Origin of the sequence: Leucobacter luti, from assembly GCF_004217175.1 — a bacterium.
GTDB lineage: Bacteria > Actinomycetota > Actinomycetes > Actinomycetales > Microbacteriaceae > Leucobacter > Leucobacter luti.
The window spans coordinates 186,880-209,272 of record NZ_SHKI01000007.1; the positions used below are offsets into that span (position 1 = coordinate 186,880).

The 22,393-nt window shown below is 68.8% G+C and carries 22 protein-coding genes and 1 tRNA gene; 5 read left to right on the plus strand and 18 right to left on the minus strand.

Going from position 1 to position 22,393, the window contains the following annotated elements:
* Positions 1–29 precede the first annotated feature (29 nt).
* Positions 30–1,682, minus strand: a complete 1,653-nt coding sequence (locus tag EV139_RS14215) for a SulP family inorganic anion transporter (RefSeq protein WP_237465429.1) — start codon at positions 1,680–1,682, stop codon at positions 30–32.
* A 186-nt stretch (positions 1,683–1,868) separates the two neighbouring features.
* Here EV139_RS14215 and EV139_RS14220 point away from each other — a divergent pair, with 186 nt between their 5' ends.
* A complete protein-coding gene (locus EV139_RS14220) occupies positions 1,869–2,261 on the plus strand; it encodes an SHOCT domain-containing protein (protein WP_130455234.1) in 393 nt (130 codons plus the stop codon).
* A 104-nt stretch (positions 2,262–2,365) separates the two neighbouring features.
* Positions 2,366–3,499, plus strand: coding sequence for an AI-2E family transporter (locus EV139_RS14225; RefSeq protein ID WP_241989064.1), 1,134 nt, complete (start codon positions 2,366–2,368; stop codon positions 3,497–3,499).
* Here EV139_RS14225 and EV139_RS16270 read toward each other — a convergent pair.
* From EV139_RS16270 to EV139_RS14235, 3 genes are all read right to left on the minus strand, one after another.
* Complete coding sequence (locus tag EV139_RS16270; RefSeq protein ID WP_337248810.1) at positions 3,471–4,022, minus strand: MFS transporter; 552 nt, start codon at positions 4,020–4,022, stop codon at positions 3,471–3,473. The two genes, EV139_RS14225 and EV139_RS16270, sit on opposite strands and share 29 nt — an antisense overlap.
* A 174-nt stretch (positions 4,023–4,196) precedes the next feature.
* Complete coding sequence (locus tag EV139_RS16030) at positions 4,197–4,478, minus strand: MFS transporter (protein WP_202318653.1); 282 nt, start codon at positions 4,476–4,478, stop codon at positions 4,197–4,199.
* A gap of 241 nt (positions 4,479–4,719) precedes the next feature.
* Positions 4,720–6,159, minus strand: coding sequence for an MFS transporter (locus EV139_RS14235; protein ID WP_130455236.1), 1,440 nt, complete (start codon positions 6,157–6,159; stop codon positions 4,720–4,722).
* Positions 6,160–6,236: 77 nt separating this feature from the next.
* Here EV139_RS14235 and EV139_RS14240 point away from each other — a divergent pair, with 77 nt between their 5' ends.
* On the plus strand, positions 6,237–6,827 hold the full coding sequence (locus EV139_RS14240; protein ID WP_130455238.1) for a helix-turn-helix domain-containing protein: 591 nt from the start codon (positions 6,237–6,239) through the stop codon (positions 6,825–6,827).
* Between the two features lie 277 nt (positions 6,828–7,104).
* On the opposite strand, the gene EV139_RS14245 is transcribed toward EV139_RS14240, so the two are convergent.
* From EV139_RS14245 to EV139_RS14295, 11 genes are all read right to left on the minus strand, one after another.
* Positions 7,105–7,177: transfer RNA gene (locus EV139_RS14245), tRNA-Ala, on the minus strand.
* 103 nt (positions 7,178–7,280) lie between these two features.
* Entirely contained in the window at positions 7,281–7,697 is a 417-nt protein-coding gene (gene rsfS / locus EV139_RS14250; RefSeq protein ID WP_130455241.1) for a ribosome silencing factor, read from the minus strand.
* A 44-nt stretch (positions 7,698–7,741) separates the two neighbouring features.
* The gene (locus tag EV139_RS14255) at positions 7,742–9,214 is read right to left on the minus strand and encodes a hypothetical protein (protein WP_130455243.1); all 1,473 of its coding nucleotides are present in this window, start codon (positions 9,212–9,214) and stop codon (positions 7,742–7,744) included.
* A complete protein-coding gene (gene nadD, locus EV139_RS14260) occupies positions 9,207–9,809 on the minus strand; it encodes a nicotinate-nucleotide adenylyltransferase (RefSeq protein WP_277872950.1) in 603 nt (200 codons plus the stop codon). Before nadD ends, EV139_RS14255 begins: the two co-directional genes overlap by 8 nt.
* Before the next feature lie 16 nt (positions 9,810–9,825).
* Positions 9,826–10,035 (minus strand): hypothetical protein, encoded by a 210-nt coding sequence (locus EV139_RS14265; protein ID WP_130455247.1) that lies wholly within the window; start codon positions 10,033–10,035, stop codon positions 9,826–9,828.
* 56 nt (positions 10,036–10,091) lie between these two features.
* On the minus strand, positions 10,092–11,345 hold the full coding sequence (locus EV139_RS14270) for a glutamate-5-semialdehyde dehydrogenase (protein ID WP_130455249.1): 1,254 nt from the start codon (positions 11,343–11,345) through the stop codon (positions 10,092–10,094).
* Between the two features lie 36 nt (positions 11,346–11,381).
* Positions 11,382–12,173 (minus strand): glutamate 5-kinase, encoded by a 792-nt coding sequence (gene proB / locus EV139_RS14275; protein WP_130455251.1) that lies wholly within the window; start codon positions 12,171–12,173, stop codon positions 11,382–11,384.
* Positions 12,170–13,675: a GTPase ObgE gene (gene obgE / locus EV139_RS14280; RefSeq protein WP_130455253.1), complete on the minus strand. Its 1,506-nt coding sequence runs from the start codon at positions 13,673–13,675 to the stop codon at positions 12,170–12,172. The genes proB and obgE overlap by 4 nt, the downstream gene beginning before the upstream one ends.
* Before the next feature lie 71 nt (positions 13,676–13,746).
* On the minus strand, positions 13,747–14,001 hold the full coding sequence (rpmA, locus tag EV139_RS14285) for a 50S ribosomal protein L27 (protein WP_130455255.1): 255 nt from the start codon (positions 13,999–14,001) through the stop codon (positions 13,747–13,749).
* Between the two features lie 31 nt (positions 14,002–14,032).
* Positions 14,033–14,341, minus strand: a complete 309-nt coding sequence (rplU, locus tag EV139_RS14290) for a 50S ribosomal protein L21 (RefSeq protein WP_130455257.1) — start codon at positions 14,339–14,341, stop codon at positions 14,033–14,035.
* Positions 14,342–14,485: 144 nt separating this feature from the next.
* Positions 14,486–17,050, minus strand: a complete 2,565-nt coding sequence (locus EV139_RS14295; protein WP_130455259.1) for an Rne/Rng family ribonuclease — start codon at positions 17,048–17,050, stop codon at positions 14,486–14,488.
* 315 nt (positions 17,051–17,365) lie between these two features.
* Here EV139_RS14295 and EV139_RS14300 point away from each other — a divergent pair, with 315 nt between their 5' ends.
* The gene (locus EV139_RS14300; RefSeq protein ID WP_130455261.1) at positions 17,366–17,980 is read left to right on the plus strand and encodes a vitamin K epoxide reductase family protein; all 615 of its coding nucleotides are present in this window, start codon (positions 17,366–17,368) and stop codon (positions 17,978–17,980) included.
* Positions 17,981–18,097: 117 nt separating this feature from the next.
* Here the strand turns inward: EV139_RS14300 and coaE are convergent, their stop codons facing one another.
* On the minus strand, positions 18,098–18,700 hold the full coding sequence (gene coaE / locus EV139_RS14305; protein WP_130455263.1) for a dephospho-CoA kinase: 603 nt from the start codon (positions 18,698–18,700) through the stop codon (positions 18,098–18,100).
* 52 nt (positions 18,701–18,752) lie between these two features.
* On the opposite strand from coaE, the gene EV139_RS14310 reads away from it, so the two are divergent.
* On the plus strand, positions 18,753–19,355 hold the full coding sequence (locus EV139_RS14310; protein WP_130455265.1) for a DUF4126 domain-containing protein: 603 nt from the start codon (positions 18,753–18,755) through the stop codon (positions 19,353–19,355).
* A 279-nt stretch (positions 19,356–19,634) separates the two neighbouring features.
* Here the strand turns inward: EV139_RS14310 and rpsA are convergent, their stop codons facing one another.
* Together rpsA and EV139_RS16015 are read right to left on the minus strand one after the other, a co-directional pair.
* Positions 19,635–21,083, minus strand: a complete 1,449-nt coding sequence (rpsA, locus tag EV139_RS14315) for a 30S ribosomal protein S1 (protein WP_130455267.1) — start codon at positions 21,081–21,083, stop codon at positions 19,635–19,637.
* 116 nt (positions 21,084–21,199) lie between these two features.
* Positions 21,200–22,264: a helix-turn-helix domain-containing protein gene (locus EV139_RS16015; RefSeq protein WP_198677589.1), complete on the minus strand. Its 1,065-nt coding sequence runs from the start codon at positions 22,262–22,264 to the stop codon at positions 21,200–21,202.
* Between the last annotated feature and the right edge of the window lie 129 nt (positions 22,265–22,393).

Sequence of the window (22,393 nt, forward strand, 5' to 3'; positions counted from 1 at the left end):
CCACCGAACACCAGCCCCACTGCCCGGTCTCACCCGGGTGAATGCGCACCGGCGTCGCCTGACCGGGCAGGCCCCGGCTCGGCGCGATCGAGCGCGCGGTGCACGCGCCCCTGCGCCACGAGCGCGCCGAACCACGGCGTGCGCTCCGCCACCGCGGTGGCCGCGATCGGCAGCGCCGCCAGGTGCAGCACGATCCCGCGCTGCGCGAGTTCCCGGTCGAGATCCTGCAGCGCTTCGAGCACGGTGATAGTCATCACGATCTGCCGGTCGAGGCCCAGGACCACCGCGCGCGTCGCGTGCTCGGGGTCCGAGGCGAGCTCAATGATCGCGCGCGTGTTGGTCATCGCGTTCGCGGTGTACAGGCCCAGGTCCAGGTGGACGCGCACACACTCGCCGTCGCGGCCCGCCACGGACACGTGCGGAGTGTTGAGCTCTCGCAGCACCAGCACCAGCGTGACACCCACGCCGACCGCGACTGCGGCCAGCAGGCCGGCGGTGAGTCCGATCACCGCCACCGCCACCGCCACCCAGAAGTCCACGGGGCTCAGACGCGCCCAGCGCACCAGTTCGGAAATGTTGATGAGCCCGAGCACCGCGACAAACACCAGCGCGGCGAGCGCCGCCTGCGGCAGCAGGCTGAGCACCGGGCCCAGCACCAGCGCGACAAGCACCGCAAGCGCGACCGTCACCAGGGTCGAGACCTGGGTTCTTGCGCCGGCGCTCTGGTTCACGGCGCTCTGCGAGAATCCGCCCGCGGCGGGCATCGCGCTGAAGAACGCACCGGCCACGTTTGCCGCCCCGGCCGCCAGCAGCTCCTGGTCGCTGTCAATCTGCGGCTCACGCGCCTGGCGGATGCCGCGCGCCACCGCGGCCGACTCGAGGAACGACATCACCGCGATTGCGAGCGCACCGGGGACAGGCGCCGCAAGGTGCGATGCGTCTGGCACACCCGGCACTGGGAGCCCGCCGGAGACCGGGTCGATCAGCTCGACACCGGCCGTGGCGAGCGGCGTGAGCCACACCAGGGCGATACTCCCGACGACCACAACGAGTGGTCCGGGAACCCGCGGGGCGAAACGCTTACATCCCGCGAGCACCGCGATCGCACCCAGCGAGAGCGCCACGGTGGGCCAGTTGACGCTGCCCGCGGCCTCGCCCACCGCGAGGAGTGAGCGGACGAAGCCGTGCCCCGAGAAGTTGAACGTCTCCCCCAGCAGTTTTGGGAGCTGCCCCACCGCGACCGTTGCGCCAACCCCGATCTTCAGACCGAGCACCGTCGCGCTGCTGATGTTCTCGACCAGGGAGCCGAGCCGGCACAGTCGCGCGAGCACGAGGATCACGCCCACGAGCAGCGTCAACGTCATCAGCGACCCCACCGGGTCGGCGGCACCGGTCGCCACGCCGGCGGAGACCAGCGTGGTCGCGGTGAGCGTCGCGATCGTCGAGGTGGTCGACACACTCATCGCGCGGCTTCCGCCCAGCAGCGCGTAGACCAGCATCGGCACCATGCAGGTGTACAGCCCCACGGCGACCGGGAGGTCGGCGATCGTGGCGTAGGCCATCGCCTGCGGGATCACCACCGCGCCGGCCGACAGCCCGGCCAGGAGGTCGGGCGCAAGCCAGGCTCGGCGGTACCCGGCGAGCGTCGGTGCCACCCAGGCCGGGCGGGAGCGTACGGCCATGGGATCCCCCTCCGTTGCTGCGACGCTATCGCGATGCGCCGCCGCTCGCTAGCGCGCGGCGCCGCTAACCGCGCGAGTCACCCGGGTGAACTCACCCGCAAACGCGTGCGCTCGGCCGGCCACACCGAGTAGCGTCCCAGCCATCCGCAGCAGTCACGCGGTCGGTTCGCACTCGAAAGGCAGATCATGAGCTTCTGGGAATCGTTCTGGGACATCATCTGGTGGTTTCTCTGGATCTTCGCGTTCATCGCGTACCTGTTCACGCTCTTCGCCGTGATCGGTGATCTCTTCCGCGATCATCGACTCAACGGCTGGTGGAAGGCGGTCTGGGTCCTGTTCCTCATCTTCGTACCGTTCCTCACCGTGCTCGTCTATCTCATCGCGCGCGGCAGCGGCATGGCCGAGCACAGCCGTGAGGCCTCCGAGAATGCGCGCGCCGCGGCGGACGCGTATATCCAGCAGGTGGCTGGATCGGGTGTGAGCCCGAGCGACGAGATCTCGAAGGCGCAGTCGCTCCTCGACTCGGGGGCAATCACCGCCGAGGAGTTCCAGAGCATCAAGCGCAAGGTGCTCTCCTGAGGTTCGCCGCTGCGGCGAGCGCGGCGAACCGGTTCGAGCGGGGGCCGCGGCCAGCGCTGCGGCGAGCGCGGTCCCCCGGTCATGGTGACGGAGCGGAGTGATCAGTGTCTGAGTCAACAGCCGATGCCGCCGCCGGAGGCGCCGCTGGTGGCGTCGCTGGTGCTCACGGCTCACGGCAGCCCCGCACGCTGGCGATCAGTATCTCCGGCCCGTTCGCGGTCGGGTTCTTCGGTACGCTCGGGGGCCTGATCGCAATCCTCCTCGGCGTCGCGGTATCCCGGGTATCGACCGTCATCATCTACGTGGTGTTTGCGCTCTTCGTAGCGCTCGGGCTCGATCCAATCGTGCGCGCACTGCAGCGCGCGCGGATTGGCCGGCCCTGGGCGATCGTGATCGTCTACGCTGCCTTCGCGCTGGTGATGGTGGGCGTGCTGTGGCTCATCATCCCGGTGGTGGTGGCGCAGGTGGGGCAGTTCTTTACGGACCTCCCGGCGGCGGTCGAGTCGTTCAAGGGGTCCGAGTTCTTTGCGTGGCTGCAGGGCTCGTTCGGTGGGGGCTTCGACGCGCTGCTCGCACAGGTGCAGCAGTTCATCACCGATCCGGCGCACCTCGCCGCGATCAGCGGTGGGGTGTTGCAGTTCGGCGCCGGCGTCGCGTCGACCGTGTCCGGGCTCATCATTGTGCTGGTGCTCAGCCTCTACTTCCTCGCCTCGCTGACGGTTATGAAGCGCTCGTTCGCGAGGCTCGCGCCGCGTCGCGTGCGCGGCACGGTGCGCACGATGATCGATCAGATCACCGATTCGATCGGCGCGTACCTCATGGGGATGGTGATCCTCGCGCTGTGCAACTCGGCGGTCGCCCTGCTCCTGACGCTCGTGCTCGGGCTCCCGTTCCCAGCGCTCATGGGAGTGATCGCATTCTGCCTCACCCTCATCCCGTTGATCGGCTCCGTGCTCTTCTGGGTGATCGCCAGCGGCCTCGCGCTGTTCACGAGCCCGCTGACGGCGCTGATCTTCGCGATCGTCTACCTCGTGTACATGCAGCTGGAGGCCTACGTGCTCACCCCGCGTGTGATGAACCGCGCGGTTGCCGTGCCCGGCGCGCTCGTGGTGATCGGCGCGCTCGTGGGCGGTACGCTCCTCGGGCTGCTGGGGGCGCTCGTCGCGGTTCCGGTCACCGCGTCGATCCTGCTCATCATCACCCAGGTGCTCATTCCCCGGCAAGACGCCAAGGGGTGATCGGGTGCCGCTGCGGTCCCGCAGCCTCGCTGGCACCGTCACGCGCGCCGCGGCGGGTACCCGAGCTTACTGCCCAGACGATGAGGGCGGCAGCCGCGAATACCGCTCCCAGTACGCTTGCCGCGCCCCACCCCGCGGCGGCCTGAAGCGCAGTGGTCACAGTCGCCCCCAGCGCCGAGCCGAGCGGGTAGAACACCGTGTATCCGCCGGCGACTGCGCTTGCCCGGTCGGGACACCTCGCGGTCAGGAGATGCTGGTTGCTCACGTACGCGGCATGTACTACGAAGTCGAGGACTCCCACCCCGGCGACCAGCAGCCACAGCGACCACGGCAGCTGACCCGTGAGTGCCCACGATCCGGTCAGCAGCGCGAGCGCGATCCCCGTGACCCGACGCGCGTGGCCGCGGTCCGCCCAGGTTCCCGCGTGTGCGGCGCCGAGCGCTCCGGCGAGACCCACGAGCCCAAACAGGCCGATCTGCGCTTCGTTCAGGCCCCACGGTGGGGCGTGAAGCGGGAGTGCCATGCCGCTCCACAGCACACCGAACGAGGCGAACACGAAGAGCGCGATCAGCCCGCGGGACCAGAACACTCGATCGCGCAGGAGCGCACCGAACTGGCTGAACGGCCTCCCCGGGGTGGGCGCACCGTTCCGCCGCTCGTCGGCGGGCGCGAGGGCTGCCGTGTACGCGACCGCGGTCTACACCGCCACCGCGAACAGCCCCGCCACTGCGAGCCCGCCGTACGCGATCCACGCGGTGTCGGCGGCGGCAGTAGCGAGCATGCCCGCACCGGTCAGGGCGAGCTGGGCGGCGATCAGCGTGCGCCGGTTCATGGTGTCCCCGAGCGGAACGAGTGCGATCAGGCCCACGAGGTACCCGATCTGACCGGCCGTGATCAGCCACCCCGATGCTCCCGGATCGAGCCCGAGGCCGCGCCCCATCGAACCGAGCATTGGCTGCGCCACGTAGATACTCGCCACGCTGATTCCGCAGACCACCGCGAGCAATAGTTGGGCTCCGCCGATGGGGAGAGCGGCACGCGTTCACACCAAATGAAGCCCGCTCGACCATACTCGACCTGCACGGGAGCCCCTCGCGACACTAGCCCCCACCGGCGTCAACGGCACCCCGCTCAGCGGCAGCACCACCGTGATCGCAAAACCGGCGCAGCGAGGGCGGTGATCGCGGCGCGGACGTGGACACGCCCGCCCGTCCGCCCCGTCATGCCGCTCCGGCGTTCCGCCGCCCGGATACGACGGCGACACCGAGCGCGGCTCCCACGAGCACGACACTGAGCGCGAAGGTCGCCGTTGCGCCAGCGAGCGCCGCACCCGCGGCGACCCCGCCACCGCGTGAAACCACCCCGAACACCGCCGCGTAGATCGCGCCCATCGCTGAAGCGCCAGCGATCAGCCCCAGGTTGCGCGACAGGCTCAGCAGGCCTGAGGCGGCGCCACGGTGCTGGGGCCCCATGCCCGCAAGAGCCGCGGTGCTGTTCGCCGCCAGAAAGAGCTGGTACCCGGGCGTCAGCACCACCAGGGCAATCAGGTACCCCGCAAGCCCGAGGGCCCCGGGCAGGAGCACCAGCGCGAGCATGCCCACCGCCATGGTGCTCAGCCCCAGCCTCGTGCTCCGCGCGGCGCCAATGCGGTCTACGACCCGTCCCGCGAGCACCCCGGAGACCGCTGCAACCGCCGGCCCAACCGCCATCGCGAGCCCAACAGTCACAACCGGCAGCCCGAGCCCCGTGGTGAGGTAAAACGGGCCGACGATAAGCGTGCTCATCATTACCGTAGCCACGAGCAGATTCATCCCCAACGCGGCGCTGAATGGCCCGGCCCGGAGCAGCGAGCGCACTTCGCCGCCAGCGCGCCCCGCCGTGGCCGCCGTGCCCGCTCCAGCTCCATCCCGAGTCCCCGATGCCGCAGCACCCCCACCGAGCGGCGCGGGCACGGGAGCGCCGAGCAGCAGAAACAGAGCGACGAACCCGAGCGGGAGTATTGCCACGAACATTGCCGGCCATCCGAATGCCCCGAGCAGCAGACCGCCAGCGGCGGGCCCGAGCGCGGTGCCGACCGCGGCGGCGGTGCCCAGCACCCCCATGATCGCGCCCAACCGCTCGACGGCCACCAGGTCCCTGGCAAGCGCGAGCGGGAGCGCGACGAGTACGGCAGCGCCCACCCCCTGCACCGCCCTGGCCGCGAGAAGCCACCCAAACGTGGGGGCGAGCGCGCAGGCGAGGGTTGCCAGCATGAACACGCCCAGCCCAATCAGCAGGGTGCGCCGCCGACCATGCCGGTCCCCGAGGCGCCCCACCTGCACCGCCGTCGCAGTCATCGCGAGCAGGTAACTCAGCACCACCCACTGCGCGGCACCGGGGGCCACCCCAAACTCCGTCGAGAGAGTGGGGAGCGCCACGTTTGCGACGCTCGTGCCGAGCGCTGCCAAGAGCGCCGCGAGCGTGAGCCCGATGATGGGGCGCGCGCCTGCCGGGCGCGGAGGCTCCGGGCGCGCAGGCTCCGAGCGCGCAGGCTCCGAGCGCGCAGGCTCCGGGCGCGCAGGCTCCGGGCGCGCAGGCTCCGGGCGCGCAGGCTCCGGGCGCAGCTCGCCCCGACGCGGCGTGGGGACGGGAGGTGGGACTGACTCAGGAGTTGGCTTCATGTGCCCAGCATGCGCGCAGCGGTGCCGGAACGGCAATGCTCGTTGCTATTCCTGGAACGATGTGCTGGGGTGGGAGCATGACTTTCGCGCCCGATATCGTCGCCGCCGCTCTCGACCGGGTCGCGCCGCGGTTGCGCGCGCTCCGCGAGCAGCGCGGCATGAGCCTGTCGGAGCTCGCCGCGCTCACCGGCGTCTCCAAGAGCACGCTCTCCCGTCTCGAAACAGGGCAGCGCCGCCCCACCCTCGAGCTTCTGCTCCCCCTCTCGCAGGTGCACCGCGTGCCGCTTGACGAGCTCGTCGGCGCCCCGCCCGCGGGAGACCCGCGGATCCGGCTGCGTCCGCGACTGGTCAACGGGCGAGTGGTCGTGCCGCTCACGAGGCACTCAGCCGAGCGCCACGCCTGGAAGATCGTGATCCCCGCGCGGGCAAGCACGCCGGAACCGAAGACTCACGAGGGGTACGAGTGGCTGTACGTGCTGAGCGGCAGGCTGCGACTCGTGCTGGGCGATCAGGATCTCACGCTCGAAGCAGGAGAGGTCGCCGAGTTCGACACCGCGGAACCGCACTGGTTCGGGAGCGCGGGTGCGGAACCGGTGGAGGTGCTGAGCCTCTTTGGCGCGCACGGCGAGCGCGCCCACCTCGACGGCTCGGCGGACGCGGGGAGGTAACCCGCGCGAATCCCCGAAGACCAGAAAAGCCCCGCCGGAGCGGGGCTTTCCTCTGAAGAGTGGATCTGAGGGGCGCGGAAGTTTCCAAGCGGACGCGAAGCGTTCGCAACTTCCGCGCGAATCCCCGAAACGAGGAAAGGCCCCGCGAAGCGGAGCCTGTACGAGTGGATCTGAGGGGCGCGATTCTTTCGGAGTGGACGCGCAGCGTTCACAAGAATCGCGCGAATCCCCGAAGACCAGAAAAGCCCCCGCCGGAGCGGGGCTTTCCACTAAAGAGTGGATCTGAGGGGATTCGAACCCCTGACCCCCTGCATGCCATGCAGGTGCGCTACCAACTGCGCCACAGACCCGTGGAAGTCGGAGAAATGCTCCCCCGACAACTCCTCTACTCTACTGCATGCACCCCGGGGCATCGCAAATTGGGCGATCCCGGGCGTGCCTCAGCTGGAGTAGCTACTCGCTCGCTGCCGCGGGTGCCGCGGCAGCGGCGGGGGCGTCGAGCCACGCGGTGACATCGATGACCGGGCAGTCCTGCCAGAGGCGTTCGAGCTGGTAGTAGTCGCGTTCTTCCTGGTGGAAGACGTGGACGATGAGGTCGCCGAAGTCGAGGAGCACCCAGCGACCGCTTTCGCGGCCTTCGCGGCGGATGGTGCGCACGCCGGCGTCGTTGAGTGCGTCTTCGACGCCGTCGGAGATCGACTGGACGTTGCGCTCCACGCTGCCGGTGAGCACGAGGAATGCGTCGGCGAGTCCGAAGTGTTCAGTCACCTCGAGCGCGACGGGTGCTACGGCACCCTTCGCGTCGGCGGCGCGTACGGCCGCCTCGAGATCGGCTCGGAAGTCTCGCCGTGGTGTGGTCTGCGTGTTCAGTTCAGTTCCTTTGATAGGTCATCGGTCGAGCGGGTGATGTTCGGCTAGCCGAACATCCCGTTGCTCGCTCCCCAGATCCCCAGCGCCACAACAGCGAGCAGAAGCCCACCACCGGTGAGCGAGAGCACGAGAGGCAGCTTGCTGCGTTCCTTCGCCGGCTTTGCGACGACGGGAATGCTTGAGTCCATGCGCGCGCTCACGGCGTGGCGCGCGGAGACGGGTGCCGGGCCTTGCCCGGTGGCCTGCGGGTCGCCGGTCTCGGCGCCCGTGATCGGATCGATCTCGATCGAGTCGTGCAGAGCCGAGTGGCCGCCCGTCTCCCCCAGCGACTTGGGGAGCTTGAGCGAACCGGTGACGTAGAGTTCACCGGTGCCGCCGAGCGGGCCGGTGAGCCCGCCGGTGTCCTCGGGCATGGTGGGCAGGATGAGCGCCGACGTGTTGGTCGCGCCGAGCGCACCCTCCTGGGCGACCGCGCGCGAGATGAGGTCGTCGAAATCGCCCTGCGATTCGGTGCCCGGCTGTGCGCTCGGGTTGCGGCTCGCGTCGTCAAAGACCGAGCGCCACTCCTCGGGAGGGGCGATGTCGGGGAACGAGTAGCTCGCCTTCGGCGTCGCGGGCGGCTCGGGCTCGGCCGCGGGCGCGATGGGCTCAACCTCAACGACGGGCGGTGCCGCTGCGGGCATTGCCACGGTCTCGGCTGCGACCTCGGGCTCGGGAATCACCTCAGCAACGACGGTCTCCTCGACCGGCGCTGCGGGCACGACCTCGACCGGGATCTCGACCGGCTCCGGTGCAGGCTCGGCTGCTGCCTCCCCCTCGATCGGCTCGGCCTCGTCGCGGTTGCGCTGCCACGGGAAGCGGCGCTTCTTCTGCGCAGGAGTATCTGCGGCGTCGCTCGGGGCGTCGTCCGCGGTGTGCTCAGGCGCGGCGGGCTCGGGATCCTCGATCGCCGGAGCGCTCTCGCCTGCGGCGTCGGGCTCGGCGTCGGCGGTGGTCTGCTCGGCCGCGCGCAGCTCATCGACCGTGAACGGCTCGGTGGGCGGCGACATCAGCGAGTCGAAGTCGATTTCGCCGGTGACGGGAGCGGCTGGCGCTGGCTCAGCGCTCGGCTCGGCCGGCGCCGCGGGAACGGGCTCGGCTGCGGGCGCTGCCTCGACGGGCGGCTCGGGCTCCGCGACGGGTGCGGGCGCTGCCTCCGGCGCCGGGGGCGCCTCGACGGGCTCGGGGGTCGTCGGCGGCGCAACCGCGGCAGACGCTGCGGCCTGCGCGGCGAGCGCTTCCTCGCGCAGCTGACGCATCTCGCGTCGGCTGCGGGGCGTGCCGTCCTCATTGAGCGGGGAGATCTCAATCTCCCCCTGCTCGGCGGGGGCCGCGGCCGGGGTGGCCGGTGGGGTTGCCGCGGGGGCTTGGGGCGCGGGCTCTGCAACCTCGGAGAGGTCAAGCGCGCCGGTCTCGCCCATCTCCCGCAGACGCAGCTCGCGGCGCGTCAGCGGTCGTTGTTGGTCCTGCTCACTCATCCTCAGTCGCTTCCTCGGTGTATAGCTCGTGCTTCGCAATGTACTGCACGACACCGTCCGGAACGAGATACCACACCGGATACCCCCTGGCTACCCGCGCTCGGCAGTCCGTTGACGAGATCGCCAGCGCGGGAACTTCCAACAAGCTTACGTGTTCGCTGGACAAACCTGAAAGCGACAGCTCATGCCCGGGCCGTGACACCGCGATAAAATGTGCCAGGTCCCACAGCTTATTGACGTCTTTCCAGCTCAGGATCTGCTCCACAGCGTCGGCTCCCGAGATAAAAAAGAGCTCCGCCTCAGGAAACTGTTTCCTCAGATCACGCAGCGTGTCGACCGTGTAGGTCATTCCCGAGCGGTCAACGTCAACCCGGCTGACCGTGAAACGCGGGTTGGAGGCCGTCGCGATCACCGTCATGAGGTAGCGGTGCTCACTGGGCGACACCTGACTCTTCTGCCAGGGCCGCCCCGTGGGCACGAAAACGACCTCGTCGAGGTCGAAGCTCCGTGCAACTTCGCTCGCCGCGACGAGGTGTCCGTGATGGATTGGGTCGAACGTGCCGCCCATTACTCCAATGCGACGCTTCGCTGCCACGGGTCCGTGGTCCGTATTAGTGCTGGTCAGCGCCGTGCTCGCGCGCGTAGGCCTCGGCCTTGTGTGCGTGGCGGTTGGCAACGTCGCGGAACGAGAACGTCACGATCGCGAGCGCCGTGAACGCGACGAACGTGATGACACCGAAAACCGGGGCCGGGAAGGGCAGCTCGTTGACGATGTGGGCGCCCTCTTCAGAGGCGACGGCGATCGTGGCGAGAAGTGACATGAAAACCCCTGCATTCGAAACGGATTGGATACTGCTTCCCAGTGTACCGCGTTCGGTTAGCGGATCTGCCCGCCGCCACGCACCAGCCACTTCGTGCTGGTGAGCTCGGAGAGGCCCATGGGTCCGCGTGCGTGCAGCTTCTGCGTGGAGATCCCTACCTCGGCACCGAAGCCGAACTCCCCGCCGTCGGTGAAGCGGGTTGACGCGTTGACCATCACCACCGCGGAGTCCACCTCGGCGAGGAAACGCTCGGCGTTCGCGTAGTCCTGCGTCACGATCGACTCGGTGTGGTGGGTCGAGTAGCGCTCGATGTGCGCGATCGCCTCGTCGATCGAGTCGACGATCCGCACGCCCATCTCGAGCGCGAGGTGCTCGGTCGCCCAGGTCTCGTCGTCGGCGGCGGCGACCTCCGGGACCTGCGCGCGCGTGGCCTCGTCGCCGAACACCGTCACCCCCGCGCCGAGCAGTTCTCGGGCGAGTCGCGGCAGCATCCGCTCGGCGGCATCGCGGTGCACGAGCAGGGTCTCCGCTGCGTTACACACACTCGGACGGTGGGTTTTGGCGTTGGTGACGATCGCGGCGGCCATGTCCGCATCGGCGGTCGCATCAACGTAGACGTGCACGATGCCAGATCCGGTCTCGATGACGGGAACGGTTGACTCCTGCACCACGGTCGAGATGAGGCCGGCGCTCCCCCGCGGGATCAGCACGTCCACATAGCCTCGGGCACGCATGAGGCGACCGGCGCCCTCGCGGCCGAACTCGTCGATCGTCTGCACCGCGTCACCCGCGAGCCCCACGCTCGTGAGGGCCCGCTGGATCAGCGCGACCAGCGCGCGGTTGCTGTTCTCGGCGGCGCTGCCACCGCGAAGCACCGCACCGTTCCCGCTCTTCAGCGCGAGGGCGGCGATGTCGATGGTGACGTTCGGCCGCGCCTCGTAGATCGCCCCCACCACGCCGAAGGGGACGCGCACCTGGTTGATCCGGATCCCGTTCGCGAGCGTTGAGCCGCGCAAGACCTCGCCGATCGGGTCGGGCAGTGCGATCACGTCTCGCACTGCCGCGGCGAGACCGCGCAGCCGGGCATCGTCGAGACGCAGGCGATCGAGCAGGCCGTCACCGATCCCGTTCGCCTCGCCCGCGGCAAGATCCTTCGCGTTCTCAGCGACGATCTCTGGCACGCTGTTCTCGAGCGCGACCGCGATCGCCTCGAGGGCCGCGTTCTTCTGCGCGGTCGTGACAGTAGCGAGGGTCTTGGCGGCCACGCGGGCGCGCTCAAGCTTGTTAATGAACAGATCGGCGTTGGACATGCGCCCAGCATATGGCATGACCGATCCTGGTCGAGACTACTCCTGGTCAGCCGTCTCGGGGCGCCCGTCAAAGCGGGTGCCGTGCGCGGCACCGTCGAGCACCGCGGGGAACAGACGAGTCTCGGTGAGGAGCACATGGGCGCCGGCATCCGCGGCGAGCCGGGCAGCCTGCACCTTCGTCGCTGCACCGCCGGTGCCCCAGCCCGACTGGGCGGCACCGATCTCAATTCCCGCGAGCTCGTCGCCGTACGGCACGTGCGGGATTCGCTCGGCCCCCACGACGGTCGGCGGCGCGGTGTAGAGCGCGTCTACGTCGGAGAGCAGCACGAGGCGGTCGGCTTCAACGAGCCGGGCCACGAGCGCCGCGAGGCGATCGTTGTCGCCAAAGCGGATCTCGTGCGTGGCGACGGTGTCATTCTCATTGATAATCGGCAGGATCCCGAGCTGCAGAAGGCGCTCAATTGCGCGCCGTGCGTTGCCGCGGTGCGTGGGATTCTCCATATCGTGCGCGGTCAAGAGCACCTGACCGGCCACGATGTCGTGGCTGCTCAGTGAGCGCTGGTACCGGTTCACGAGGATGTTCTGCCCCACGGCAGCCGCAGCCTGCTGGGTGGCGAGGTCGTCCGGCCGCTCGTCAATCTTGAGGAACGGGACACCCGTCGCGATCGCACCACTGGAGACGAGGATCACCTCGGCCCCGGCCCCGTGCAGCCGGGCAAGCGAAGACACCAGGGTCGGGATCTGAGCGGCGTTGTCGCCGCTCACCGAGGAGGAACCGACCTTCACCACCACGCGGCGCGCGGCGAGCAGCTCTTCCCCGACGCTCACGACTCTTCGCTCCACATTCCTGACTCGCGCTCGCGCTCAAGCTCAGCGCGGGCTTCCGCCTTCGCGTCCATCATGCCGTGGTAATCGTCGCGGCGCTCCTTGTTGGTGCGCCGGGGCGCGCCCTCGAAGCGGGCGTCGGTGCCGCGTGCACCCATCTGCACTTCAGCGGCGCTCGTGAGCGTCGGCTCCCAGTCGAACACCACGCCGGAGCCCGGGCCGATCACCACGGCGGAGCCAGCGACCGCGCCGGCCTTCACCAGCGCGTCGTCGATCCGGAGCTTCTGCAGCCGGTCGGCGAGGTAGCCCACCGCCTCGTCGTTCGTGAAGTCGGTCTGCGCTACCCAGCGCTCGGGCTTATCGCCCAGGATCCGATAGATCGTGCCGTACGTGCCGCCCTCGGTGACGATGCGGAAGCCGCCATCGTTCACCGCGCGCGGCTTCAGCACGATGCGCGGCTGCTCGGGAGCCTCGGCCAGCTGCTTGGCGCGGGTCTCTTCAACCAGCTCGCCGAGCGCGTAGCCCAGCTCGCGGAGCCCCTCGTGGGACACGGTCGAGATCAGGAACACGCGGTAGCCGAGTGCTTCGAGTTCCGGGCGCACAAACTCAGCGAGCTCGCGGGCCTCGGGAACGTCGATCTTGTTCAGCGCAACGAACTGGGGCCGCTCGAGCAGCGGAGTCTGCCCCTCGGGCACCGGGTACGCCCCGAGCTCCGCCTTGATCACCTCGAGGTCCGAAAGCGGATCGCGATCCGGCTCAAGCGTGGCGCAGTCGAGCACGTGCAGCAGCGCGCTGCAGCGCTCGACGTGGCGGAGGAAGTCGAGACCGAGCCCCTTGCCCTCGCTCGCACCCTCGATGAGTCCGGGTACGTCGGCGACCGTGAAGCGCGACTCCCCCGCCTGTACCACTCCCAGGTTGGGGTGGAGCGTGGTGAAGGGGTAGTCCGCGATCTTCGGCTTCGCCGCGCTCATTGCCGCGATCAAGCTCGACTTCCCGGCGGACGGGTAGCCAACGAACGCGACGTCGGCGATCGTCTTGAGCTCAAGGGTGAGCGAGCCCGCCCAGCCCTCGGTACCGAGCAGCGCGAAGCCGGGGGCCACGCGCTTGGCGCTCGCGAGCGCGTTGTTGCCGAGCCCACCGATACCGCCCTTTGCCGCGATGTAGCGCAGCCCCGGCTCGTTCAGGTCGATGAGGGTCTCCCCCGCCGAGTCCTTCACCACGGTACCCACGGGCACGGAGAGAATGAGCTCTTCCCCGTTGGTGCCGGCCCGGTACCCGCCGGCACCGTAGCCACCATTTTCAGCGGTGAGGTGGGGGCGGCGGTGGAACTCGAGCAGGGTGGTCACCTGCGGGTCGGCGAGGATCACGATGTCGCCACCGTTGCCGCCCGCACCACCGTCTGGGCCCGCGAGCGGCTTGAACTTCTCACGCCGGGTAGACACGCAGCCGTTCCCGCCTCGTCCGGCCTGGAGGTGCACCTGCACCTGGTCAACGAATGTCACCATGCTGAGAAAATCCTTCGGTAGATACGGCAAAAGGCGAGCCGAAGCCCGCCTCGCCGTTGAACAGCCTGTTGTTAGGCCGCGGAAACGATGTTGACGACCTTGCGGCCGCCCTTCGCGCCGAACTCAACCTCGCCGGCCGAGAGGGCGAACAGCGTGTCGTCCTTGCCGCGTCCGACGTTGACGCCGGGGTGGAAGTGGGTTCCGCGCTGACGCACGATGATTTCGCCTGCGTTGACCTGCTGGCCACCGAAGCGCTTCACGCCGAGGCGCTGAGCGTTCGAGTCGCGACCGTTGCGGGTGGAGCTGGCGCCCTTCTTATGTGCCATGAGTCTCTACTCCTTGAATCGTATCTAAGCGTTACTTGATGCCGGTGACCTTGAGGCGCGTCAGATCCTGACGGTGCCCCTGGCGGCTCTTGTAACCGGTCTTGTTCTTGTACCGCTGGATGATGATCTTCGGGCCACGGAAGTCGTCGAGGACCTCGGCGGTAACCTTCACCTTGGCGAGCGCCGCGGCATCGGTCGTGACCTTCTCGCCATCAACGAGCAGGACGGCGGGAAGCTCGAGCTTGCCCTTTGCGTCACCTGCAACGCGATTGACGGTAATGATCGAGCCGACCTCTACCTTCTCCTGACGGCCGCTTGTGCGCACTACTGCGTAAACCACTTGTCACCCTTTTCTTGAGGATTGTCTTTCGTGTCGAAGCGCGGCCGTGCCGACTTCGAAGTCTGAGGTGTCGCCGCCGGAGCAGCACCAACGCTCCATATTATCTTGATGCACCTGTGATGGTCAAATAGGTGCACCCGCGTGTCACTCCTGTTCGGTCTCTTTTCGACGCACCGTCGCCTCGAGGGCTTCGGCGAGCGCGAGCTGCGCCGCCTGGGCCTCGGTGGGACGCTCGTCGCTCCCGGCACGCTGCGGAGCCGTGGTGACGCGCCGATTCCGGGCACGTCCGGTGCCCGCGCTCGGCGCATCCGGCAGCGCGTTCAGCACCGAGTCGAGCAGGTTATCCCCCGCTGCCGGCGTGGCCGGCGGCGTGGAAGCTGTGAATGCGGCGCCCGCTGCGGGGGCCTGATCCGCCTCGGCGTTCCGCGGCGTGCGGCCCGACACCCGCCCGGTCGCGCGCTGCCCGCGCTGTGACCCCTGAGCGGACGCGTGCGAGTGGCGCTGCTGCGGAGCGTCATCCCGCGGCGCCGCCTCGTCCTCCGGCTTGCTGCCGGGGATCGTCGAGGCCGCGACCTGCGCGAGCATATTCTTCGCGCCGTCCGAAATCGCGTGAGTCTGTCCCTGCGCCGGGGCCTTCACCTCGGGCTGCGGGGTCTGCTGGTGCTGCTGCTGACCGCCGCGACCGCCACGCTTCGAGCTGCGCGCGGGAGCCTCGCTGCGGTGCTTGGACACCGGCTCGTGGTGCACGATGACACCGCGACCAGCGCACACCTCGCACGGCTCGCTGAACGATTCGAGCAGCCCGAGCCCGAGCTTCTTACGCGTCATCTGCACGAGCCCGAGCGAGGTCACCTCGGCGACCTGGTGCTTGGTCCGATCGCGGCTGAGGCACTCAACCATGCGGCGGAGTACCAGGTCGCGGTTCGACTCGAGCACCATGTCGATGAAGTCGACCACGATGATGCCGCCGATGTCGCGAAGCCGCAGCTGGCGCACGATCTCCTCGGCAGCTTCGAGGTTGTTCTTCGTGACCGTCTCCTCGAGGTTGCCGCCGGAACCGACGAACTTGCCCGTGTTGACGTCGACCACGGTCATTGCCTCGGTGCGGTCAATCACGAGCGAGCCGCCCGAGGGCAGCCACACCTTGCGGTCAAGCGCCTTCGCGATCTGCTCCGTGACCCGGTACTCGTCGAAGACGTCGCGCTCGCCCGTGTGGCGCTCAACGCGCTGCAGCAGGTCTGGCGCCACCTGGTCGAGGTAGTTCTCGATGACGGTGTAGGTGTCCTCGCCCGAGATCAGGAGCCGCTGGAAGTCCTCGTTGAAGACGTCGCGGATGATCTTGATGAGCATGTCCGGCTCGGAGTGCAGCAGCACGGGGCCGCCGCCCTTCGCAACGCGCTTCTGGATCGACTCCCACTGGCGGGTGAGGCGCTGCACGTCGTGCGTGAGCTGATCCTCGCTGGCGCCCTCCGCAGCGGTGCGCACAATCACACCGGCACCGGTGGGGAGCACCTCCTTGAGGATCTTCTTCAGGCGCGCGCGCTCGGTATCGGGAAGCTTGCGCGAGATCCCGTTCATCGCCCCGCCCGGGACGTAGACGAGGAAGCGGCCGGGGAGCGAAATCTGGCTGGTGAGACGTGCGCCCTTGTGGCCTACCGGATCCTTGGTGACCTGCACGAGGATCTGGTCGCCCGGCTTCAGCGCGTTCTCAATCTTGCGGGCCGTGTTGCCGCCCTCGAACTCGGACCAGTCGACCTCGCCCGAGTAGAGCACGGCGTTGCGGCCCCGCCCGATGTCGACGAAGGCGGCCTCCATGCTCGGGAGCACGTTCTGTACGCGACCGAGGTACACGTTGCCGATCAGCGAGCTTTCGCTGGAGCGCGCAACGTAGTGCTCCACGAGCACCTTGTCCTCGAGCACGCCGATCTGCACGCGATCCGCGGTCGTGCGCACGATCATCTCGCGGTCGACCGCCTCGCGGCGCGCGAGGAACTCGGACTCGGTGATCACCACGCGGCGGCGGCCGGCGTCGCGACCGTCGCGACGGCGCTGCTTCTTCGCCTCGAGACGGGTCGACCCCTTCACCTTCTGCGGTTCGGTGATGAGCGGTGCCTGGCGCGGCTGACGGCGAGGTGCCTCGTCTTCCACGTGGTGGTCGCTGCCACCCGTGCGGCGGCGGTTGCGGCGCGCATCGGAGCGCGGCTCCCGTTCCTCGGGCTCTGCGTCGGTGTGGACGTGCTGATCAAGGATGTCGTCGAGCTGGCGCAGCTCACTCGGGCGCAGCTCGCTGCGCCGCGGGCGCGGCGGCACGGGCGGCACATCGGGCGCGAGGAAGATGAGGCGCGTGGTCGCGCGGAAACGCTCCTGCGGCGTCATGTCCGCGAGCGGAAGCACAAGCTGCGGGCGGGTCGGTGCTGCCGCGTCACTCGGAGCCTCGGCGCCCTCGGCCGCGGAAGGGGCCTCCGGCTGCGTGGCATCGACTGACGGCTCCGGGACCTCGGGCTGCTCCGAGACCTCGGGCTGCTCCGAGGCTTCCGGCTGCACCGAGACCTCGGGCTGCTCCGAGGCTTCCGGCTGCGCTGATCCTGGTGCCTGGGCTGCGTCGTCCGCCTGCGGTGCCGGAACGATCGCCGCCCCGACCTCCTCGGGGGCTGCGTCCGCAGCGCGCTGCGGATCTTCGAACTGTTCTGATGTGGTCTGCTTCACCATTCCTGGTGTCTCCTTATGCCCGGAGAAAGTCTTGCTCGCTCCGGCAATTCTTCTTGCGGGGATTCCCGCGAATCCTGTTCTCCGCGGGTGCCAACCACCCGCGCTCGGTCGCTCTTGGACCGGTGACAGCCGGGGGGCTGCCATAAGACTGTGCGTGTAGGTCCCGTTGGGGGTGCCGTACACCGCACTTCATTATGTCACGATCGACTGAAAATACGCAGAAGCGCGCCAGTCTGGATCACCGAATATGACGCACTACTCAATCGCCACTCACCAACACGGATTCACGCAGCCGCGCGCAGTAGGATCGGCAGCATGAGCTCTGATATCTCAGTCACGAAGCGGCCCGTCGGTTTCGCGATCTTCACGATCGTGGCCGGTGTGATCGGGTGGTTCGCCTCGTTTGAACTCCTCACGGAGTACATCAAGACCCTGCAGCAGCCCGGCTACGTGCCCAACTGCGCGGTCAGCATTCTCGTCACCTGTGGCCCCAACATGGGCTCGTGGCAGGGCTCGCTGTTCGGCTTCAGCAACACCATTCTCGGCGTTGCCGCGTTCATGGCCCCGATCTTCGTCGGGGTCGCGCTGCTCGCAGGGGCGCGCTTCGCCCCATGGTTCTGGCGGGTCTACCAGCTCGGCCTGCTGGGCGGGGTGGTCTTCGTGTTTTGGCTCTTCTCGCAGAGCGTGTACTCGCTCGGCACGCTCTGCCCCTGGTGCATGGTGGTGTGGTCGGTCACGATCCCGCTCTGGTGGTTCAGTGCGTTCCGCCCATACGCGGTCGGAGACATCCCGGTGGGAGCGGGCACGCGGCGACTCTTCGAGCAGCTCTCGTCCTGGGCGTGGGTGTGTGTGCTCGTCAGCTTCCTCGTGATCGCGTTCCTCGCGCAGTTGCAGCTCGACTGGCTCGCCGAGTTCTCGCGCGCGTCCTAGCTCGGCTGAGCGCCGCCGAGCCAGCCGCACTCGCACCGCAGGCCGCACTGCCCGCGGTGCCCGCTGGCAGCGCGCCGGCGGGCTCCGCGGGCGCGTCCGACACGGCGGCCACGGCGGCTAGCTCCCGCTGAGCCGCTCCCAGAGGGCATCAACCTGCGCGACCGTGTGCGCTTCGCTCCCCGAGGTGTCGATCAGCACGTCGGCGGCCGCTCTGCGATCGGCGTCGCTGGCCTGATTGGCGATCCGACGCCGCGCGTCCGCCTCCCCCATGCCGCGCAGCTCGACCATGCGCGCGACGCGCGACTCGGCCGGAGCGTCCGCGACCACCACGAGGTCAAACTCAAGCTCGCGTGCCGCCTCGACGAGCAACGGGATCTCGTACACCACGATCGCCTCGCTGTCCGCGGCGCGGGCGGCCGCCAGGGCCGCCTCGTAGAGCCGCTTCACCTCCGGGTGCACAATCTCGTTGAGGTCGCGCAGCGCGTCCGGGTCAGCGAACACGATTGCGCCGAGTGCCGCGCGATCGAGCTCTCCGCGTGCGTTGAGCACACGCTCGGAGCCGAAGCGCGACACCACGCGCGCGAGCCCGGGTGACCCCGGGGCGACCGCGTCTCGGGCAAGCTGATCCGCGTCGATCCGCACGGCTCCGAGCGCCTCGAGGCGGCGTCCAATTGTCGATTTTCCGGAGGCGATCCCCCCGGTGAGCCCGATCACCTTCATGGTGCTAGCGTAGCGGGACGCCCACCGATCAAGTCGCAGAGCGAGGTACCCGATGCTCGAACTCGTCACCGGGGCGACGCTCGCGGCGTCCGCCGGCCTGAACGCCTACATCCCGCTGCTCGGGCTCGGGCTGCTGTCCCGGTTCACCGGCGTGGTGCAGCTGCCCGAGGGGTGGCTGTGGCTTGAGAACGGGTGGGCGCTCGGCATCCTCGGCGTGCTGCTCGCCGTGGAGGTGCTCGTGGACAAGGTTCCGGCACTCGACACGATCAACGACGTGCTGCAGACGGTGGTACGCCCGGCGTCGGGCGGGATGGTGTTCGCGGCCGGCGCGGCCAGCGATACGGTGGCCGTCGCCGATCCGGCTGCGTTCATCACCTCAGCGCAGCTCTGGCCGTTTCTACTCGGGGTGGGCATCGCACTGATCCCCCACGTCCTCAAAGCAGTGGCTCGGCCGATCCTCAACACGCTGACCGCCGGCGCGGGAGCCGCAATCGCGAGCTTCTTCGAGGACCTCGGCGCGGTGGTCCTCACCCTGCTCGCCGTGGTGGTGCCGCTGCTCGCCCTGGCGCTGCTCGTGCTGGTGATCGTGCTGCTCGTCCGGCGGCTCCGCCGGGCCGTGCGCGAGCGGGCGGCGCAGCGGGCGCAGGCCGCGTAGCTGACGGCGCAGCGGGCGCAGGCGCCCGCCCGGCCACCGCGTCGCCCGGCCACCGCGCCCGCCCGGCACAGATCCGACCCGGTCCCCCACAACCGACCCGCTGTTCGCGCGTCGACCCCCGCTCAAGCGGGTCGGATCCGGCGCAAGGGGTCGGATCTGCGGGATCGGGGCGACAAGCCAGCCACGGCCGGGCGACGCCGCGCCCAGGGCACCGCGGCGCCCCGGGAACGCCGAAGGCCCGGCACCTCCGAGGAGATGCCGGGCCTTCGATCGTGAGGGTTAGTTGCCCTCGAGCTGTGCCTTCAGCGCGGCGAGTGCCGCGTCGTCAGCGAGCGCACCGGCCGAAGCCGAGTCGCTCGAGAAGCTCGAGCCGCTGGCCTCTGCCGCGGCCACCGGTGCGATGACCTCGGTGAGCGATGCAGCGACCTGCTTCTTGTGTGCTTCCCAACGCTCCTGGGCAGCTGCGTACTCCAGCTCCCACTTCTCGCGCTGCGACTCGAAGCCTTCCTTCCACTCCTGAGTCTCGGGATCGAAGCCCTCGGGGTACTTGTACTCGCCGTTCTCGTCGTACTCCGTGGTCATCCCGTAGAGCGCGGGATCGAACTCGGTGCCCTCGGGGTCAACGCCGTCGTTCGCCTGCTTGAGGCTGAGCGAGATGCGGCGGCGATCCAGATCGATGTCGATGATCTTGACGAAGACTTCCTGGCCGGCCGAAACGACCTGCTCAGCAAGCTCAACGTGCTGACCCGACAGCTCGGAGATGTGCACGAGGCCCTCGATGCCGTCCGCGACGCGAACGAACGCGCCGAAGGGGACGAGCTTCGTGACGACACCCGGGGCGATCTGACCGATCGCGTGGGTGCGTGCGAAGACCTGCCAGGGATCCTCCTGCGTTGCCTTCAGCGAGAGCGACACGCGCTCGCGATCGAGCTCGACGGAGAGCACCTCGACGGTGACTTCCTGGCCAACCTCGACAACGTCGGAGGCGTGCTCGATGTGCTTCCAGGACAGCTCGGAGACGTGCACGAGGCCGTCAACGCCGCCCAGGTCGACGAACGCACCGAAGTTGACGATCGACGAGATAACACCCTTGCGGACCTGACCGGGCTTGAGCTCGGCGAGGAACGAGGAGCGAGTCGCGGACTGCGTCTCTTCGAGCAGCGCGCGGCGCGAGAGCACCACGTTGTTGCGGTTCTTGTCGAGCTCGAGGATCTTCGCCTCGATCTCCTGCCCCAGGTACGGGGTAAGGTCGCGCACGCGGCGCAGCTCGATAAGCGAAGCGGGGAGGAAGCCGCGGAGCCCGATGTCAACGATGAGGCCACCCTTGACGACCTCGATGACGGTGCCGGTGACGACACCCTCGTTCTCCTTGATCTTCTCCACGTCGCCCCAAGCACGCTCGTACTGAGCGCGCTTCTTGGACAGGATCAGGCGACCTTCCTTGTCCTCCTTCTGGAGAACGAGCGCCTCGACCGAATCACCGACCTGGACGACCTCGTCGGGGTCGACGTCGTGCTTGATGGACAGCTCGCGCGAGGGGATGACACCCTCGGTCTTGAACCCGACGTCGAGGAGCACCTCGTCGCGGTCAATCTTCACTACGGTGCCCTCGATGAGGTCGCCGTCGTTGAAGGACTTAATGGTCAGTTCGACCGCTGCAAGGAAGTCTTCGGCCGAGCCGATATCGTTAACCGCGACCTGCTTGCTCGTGGTCGTTGCGTTCGTCATGTAATTGGTCTCCAGAATGGACAGGATAATCAGGCCAAACGCGCGTCGCTCCGCCTCGGGAGAGGGAGCGCATGTCTCGCGTTCGGACATGGTTGAGTCGCCACAAATGTGACAGTTCAGTCTACCTCGGTTTCAAGCGCAGTATCAAGCGCAGAATCCTGGCGTTTCGCGCCGACGAGCGCGGCCACGCCGAGCCAGAGCGCGACGCCCACCGCGCAGAGCACGACCAGCAGCAGCACGTTTGCTTCGACCGTGTGCTCGGTCCAGACGCCAAGATCCGGCGCCCACTCCCACGGGTCGCCCAGCACGCGGTCGACGCCCCAGCCGAGGAGGATCGTGGAGGCGCCCGCGAGGAGCGACACGAGGGCCCCGCGGGCGGCGATCGGCCCCGGCACGTACCGGAGGATCAGCGCTCCGAGCCACACAGGGGCCGCCCCGATCGCCGCCAGCGGCAGCATACGCTCAGCCCAAAGCTCCGGGCGTCCCACAGCGAGGGCGATCACGCCGAGCAGCAGCGCGAGCGCCACCGTGAGGATCACCAGCGTGATGAGCGTGACGTGTCGGCGCAGCGGGGCGGGCAGCCCCGCGGCGCGGAGCAGGATCGGGGTGAACACGAGCAGTGCACCAAAGATCACGCCAGCGAGGGCGATCCAGATCCATGTGCCCCCGCCGTGCTGCGCCCAGACGACAAGGAGGAGCACCGCGAGACTGACGATGGCGCCGAGCAGCGACCACCACCCGGCGCGAGGAATCCGCAGCAGCGGCAGCGTGGTGAGACTGGCGGCGAGGGTGACCGCCGGCAGCACGACCCAGAACCAGTCGAGCGTGTGCGACACCGACAGATTGACGATGAAGCTCGTGAGCAGCGCCAGCGCGTAGGCCCCCGCGGTGCTCCAGAGGATCGCCGCACGCCAGCCGCGGTACGCACGCGCGTCGCGTCGATCAGCGCGACCCTCGTGATCCTCGCTCGCGTGAATGAGCTCGTGCACACTGACGCCGAGCTCGGCGGACAGCGCCTGCACCATGGTGATGTCGGGGTACGAGAGCCCGCGCTCCCACTTCGAGACCGCCGACTCGGTGACGTGCAGCCGGGTGGCGAGCTCGCGCTGCGTGAGCCCGGCAGCGCGGCGGCGGGCGGTCACGAACCGGCCGAGGTCGCGCTTCGATGTTTCAGATGTCATTGCTCAATCACACCAGCCAGTGCGCGTCGACGAGCCCGCACACCGGGCACTTCCGCGTGATTCCGCGGACTCGACCGTCTGGCCAGTCCCACAATCAGCGGTGTGCCCGGCATACGGGGCACCGGACCG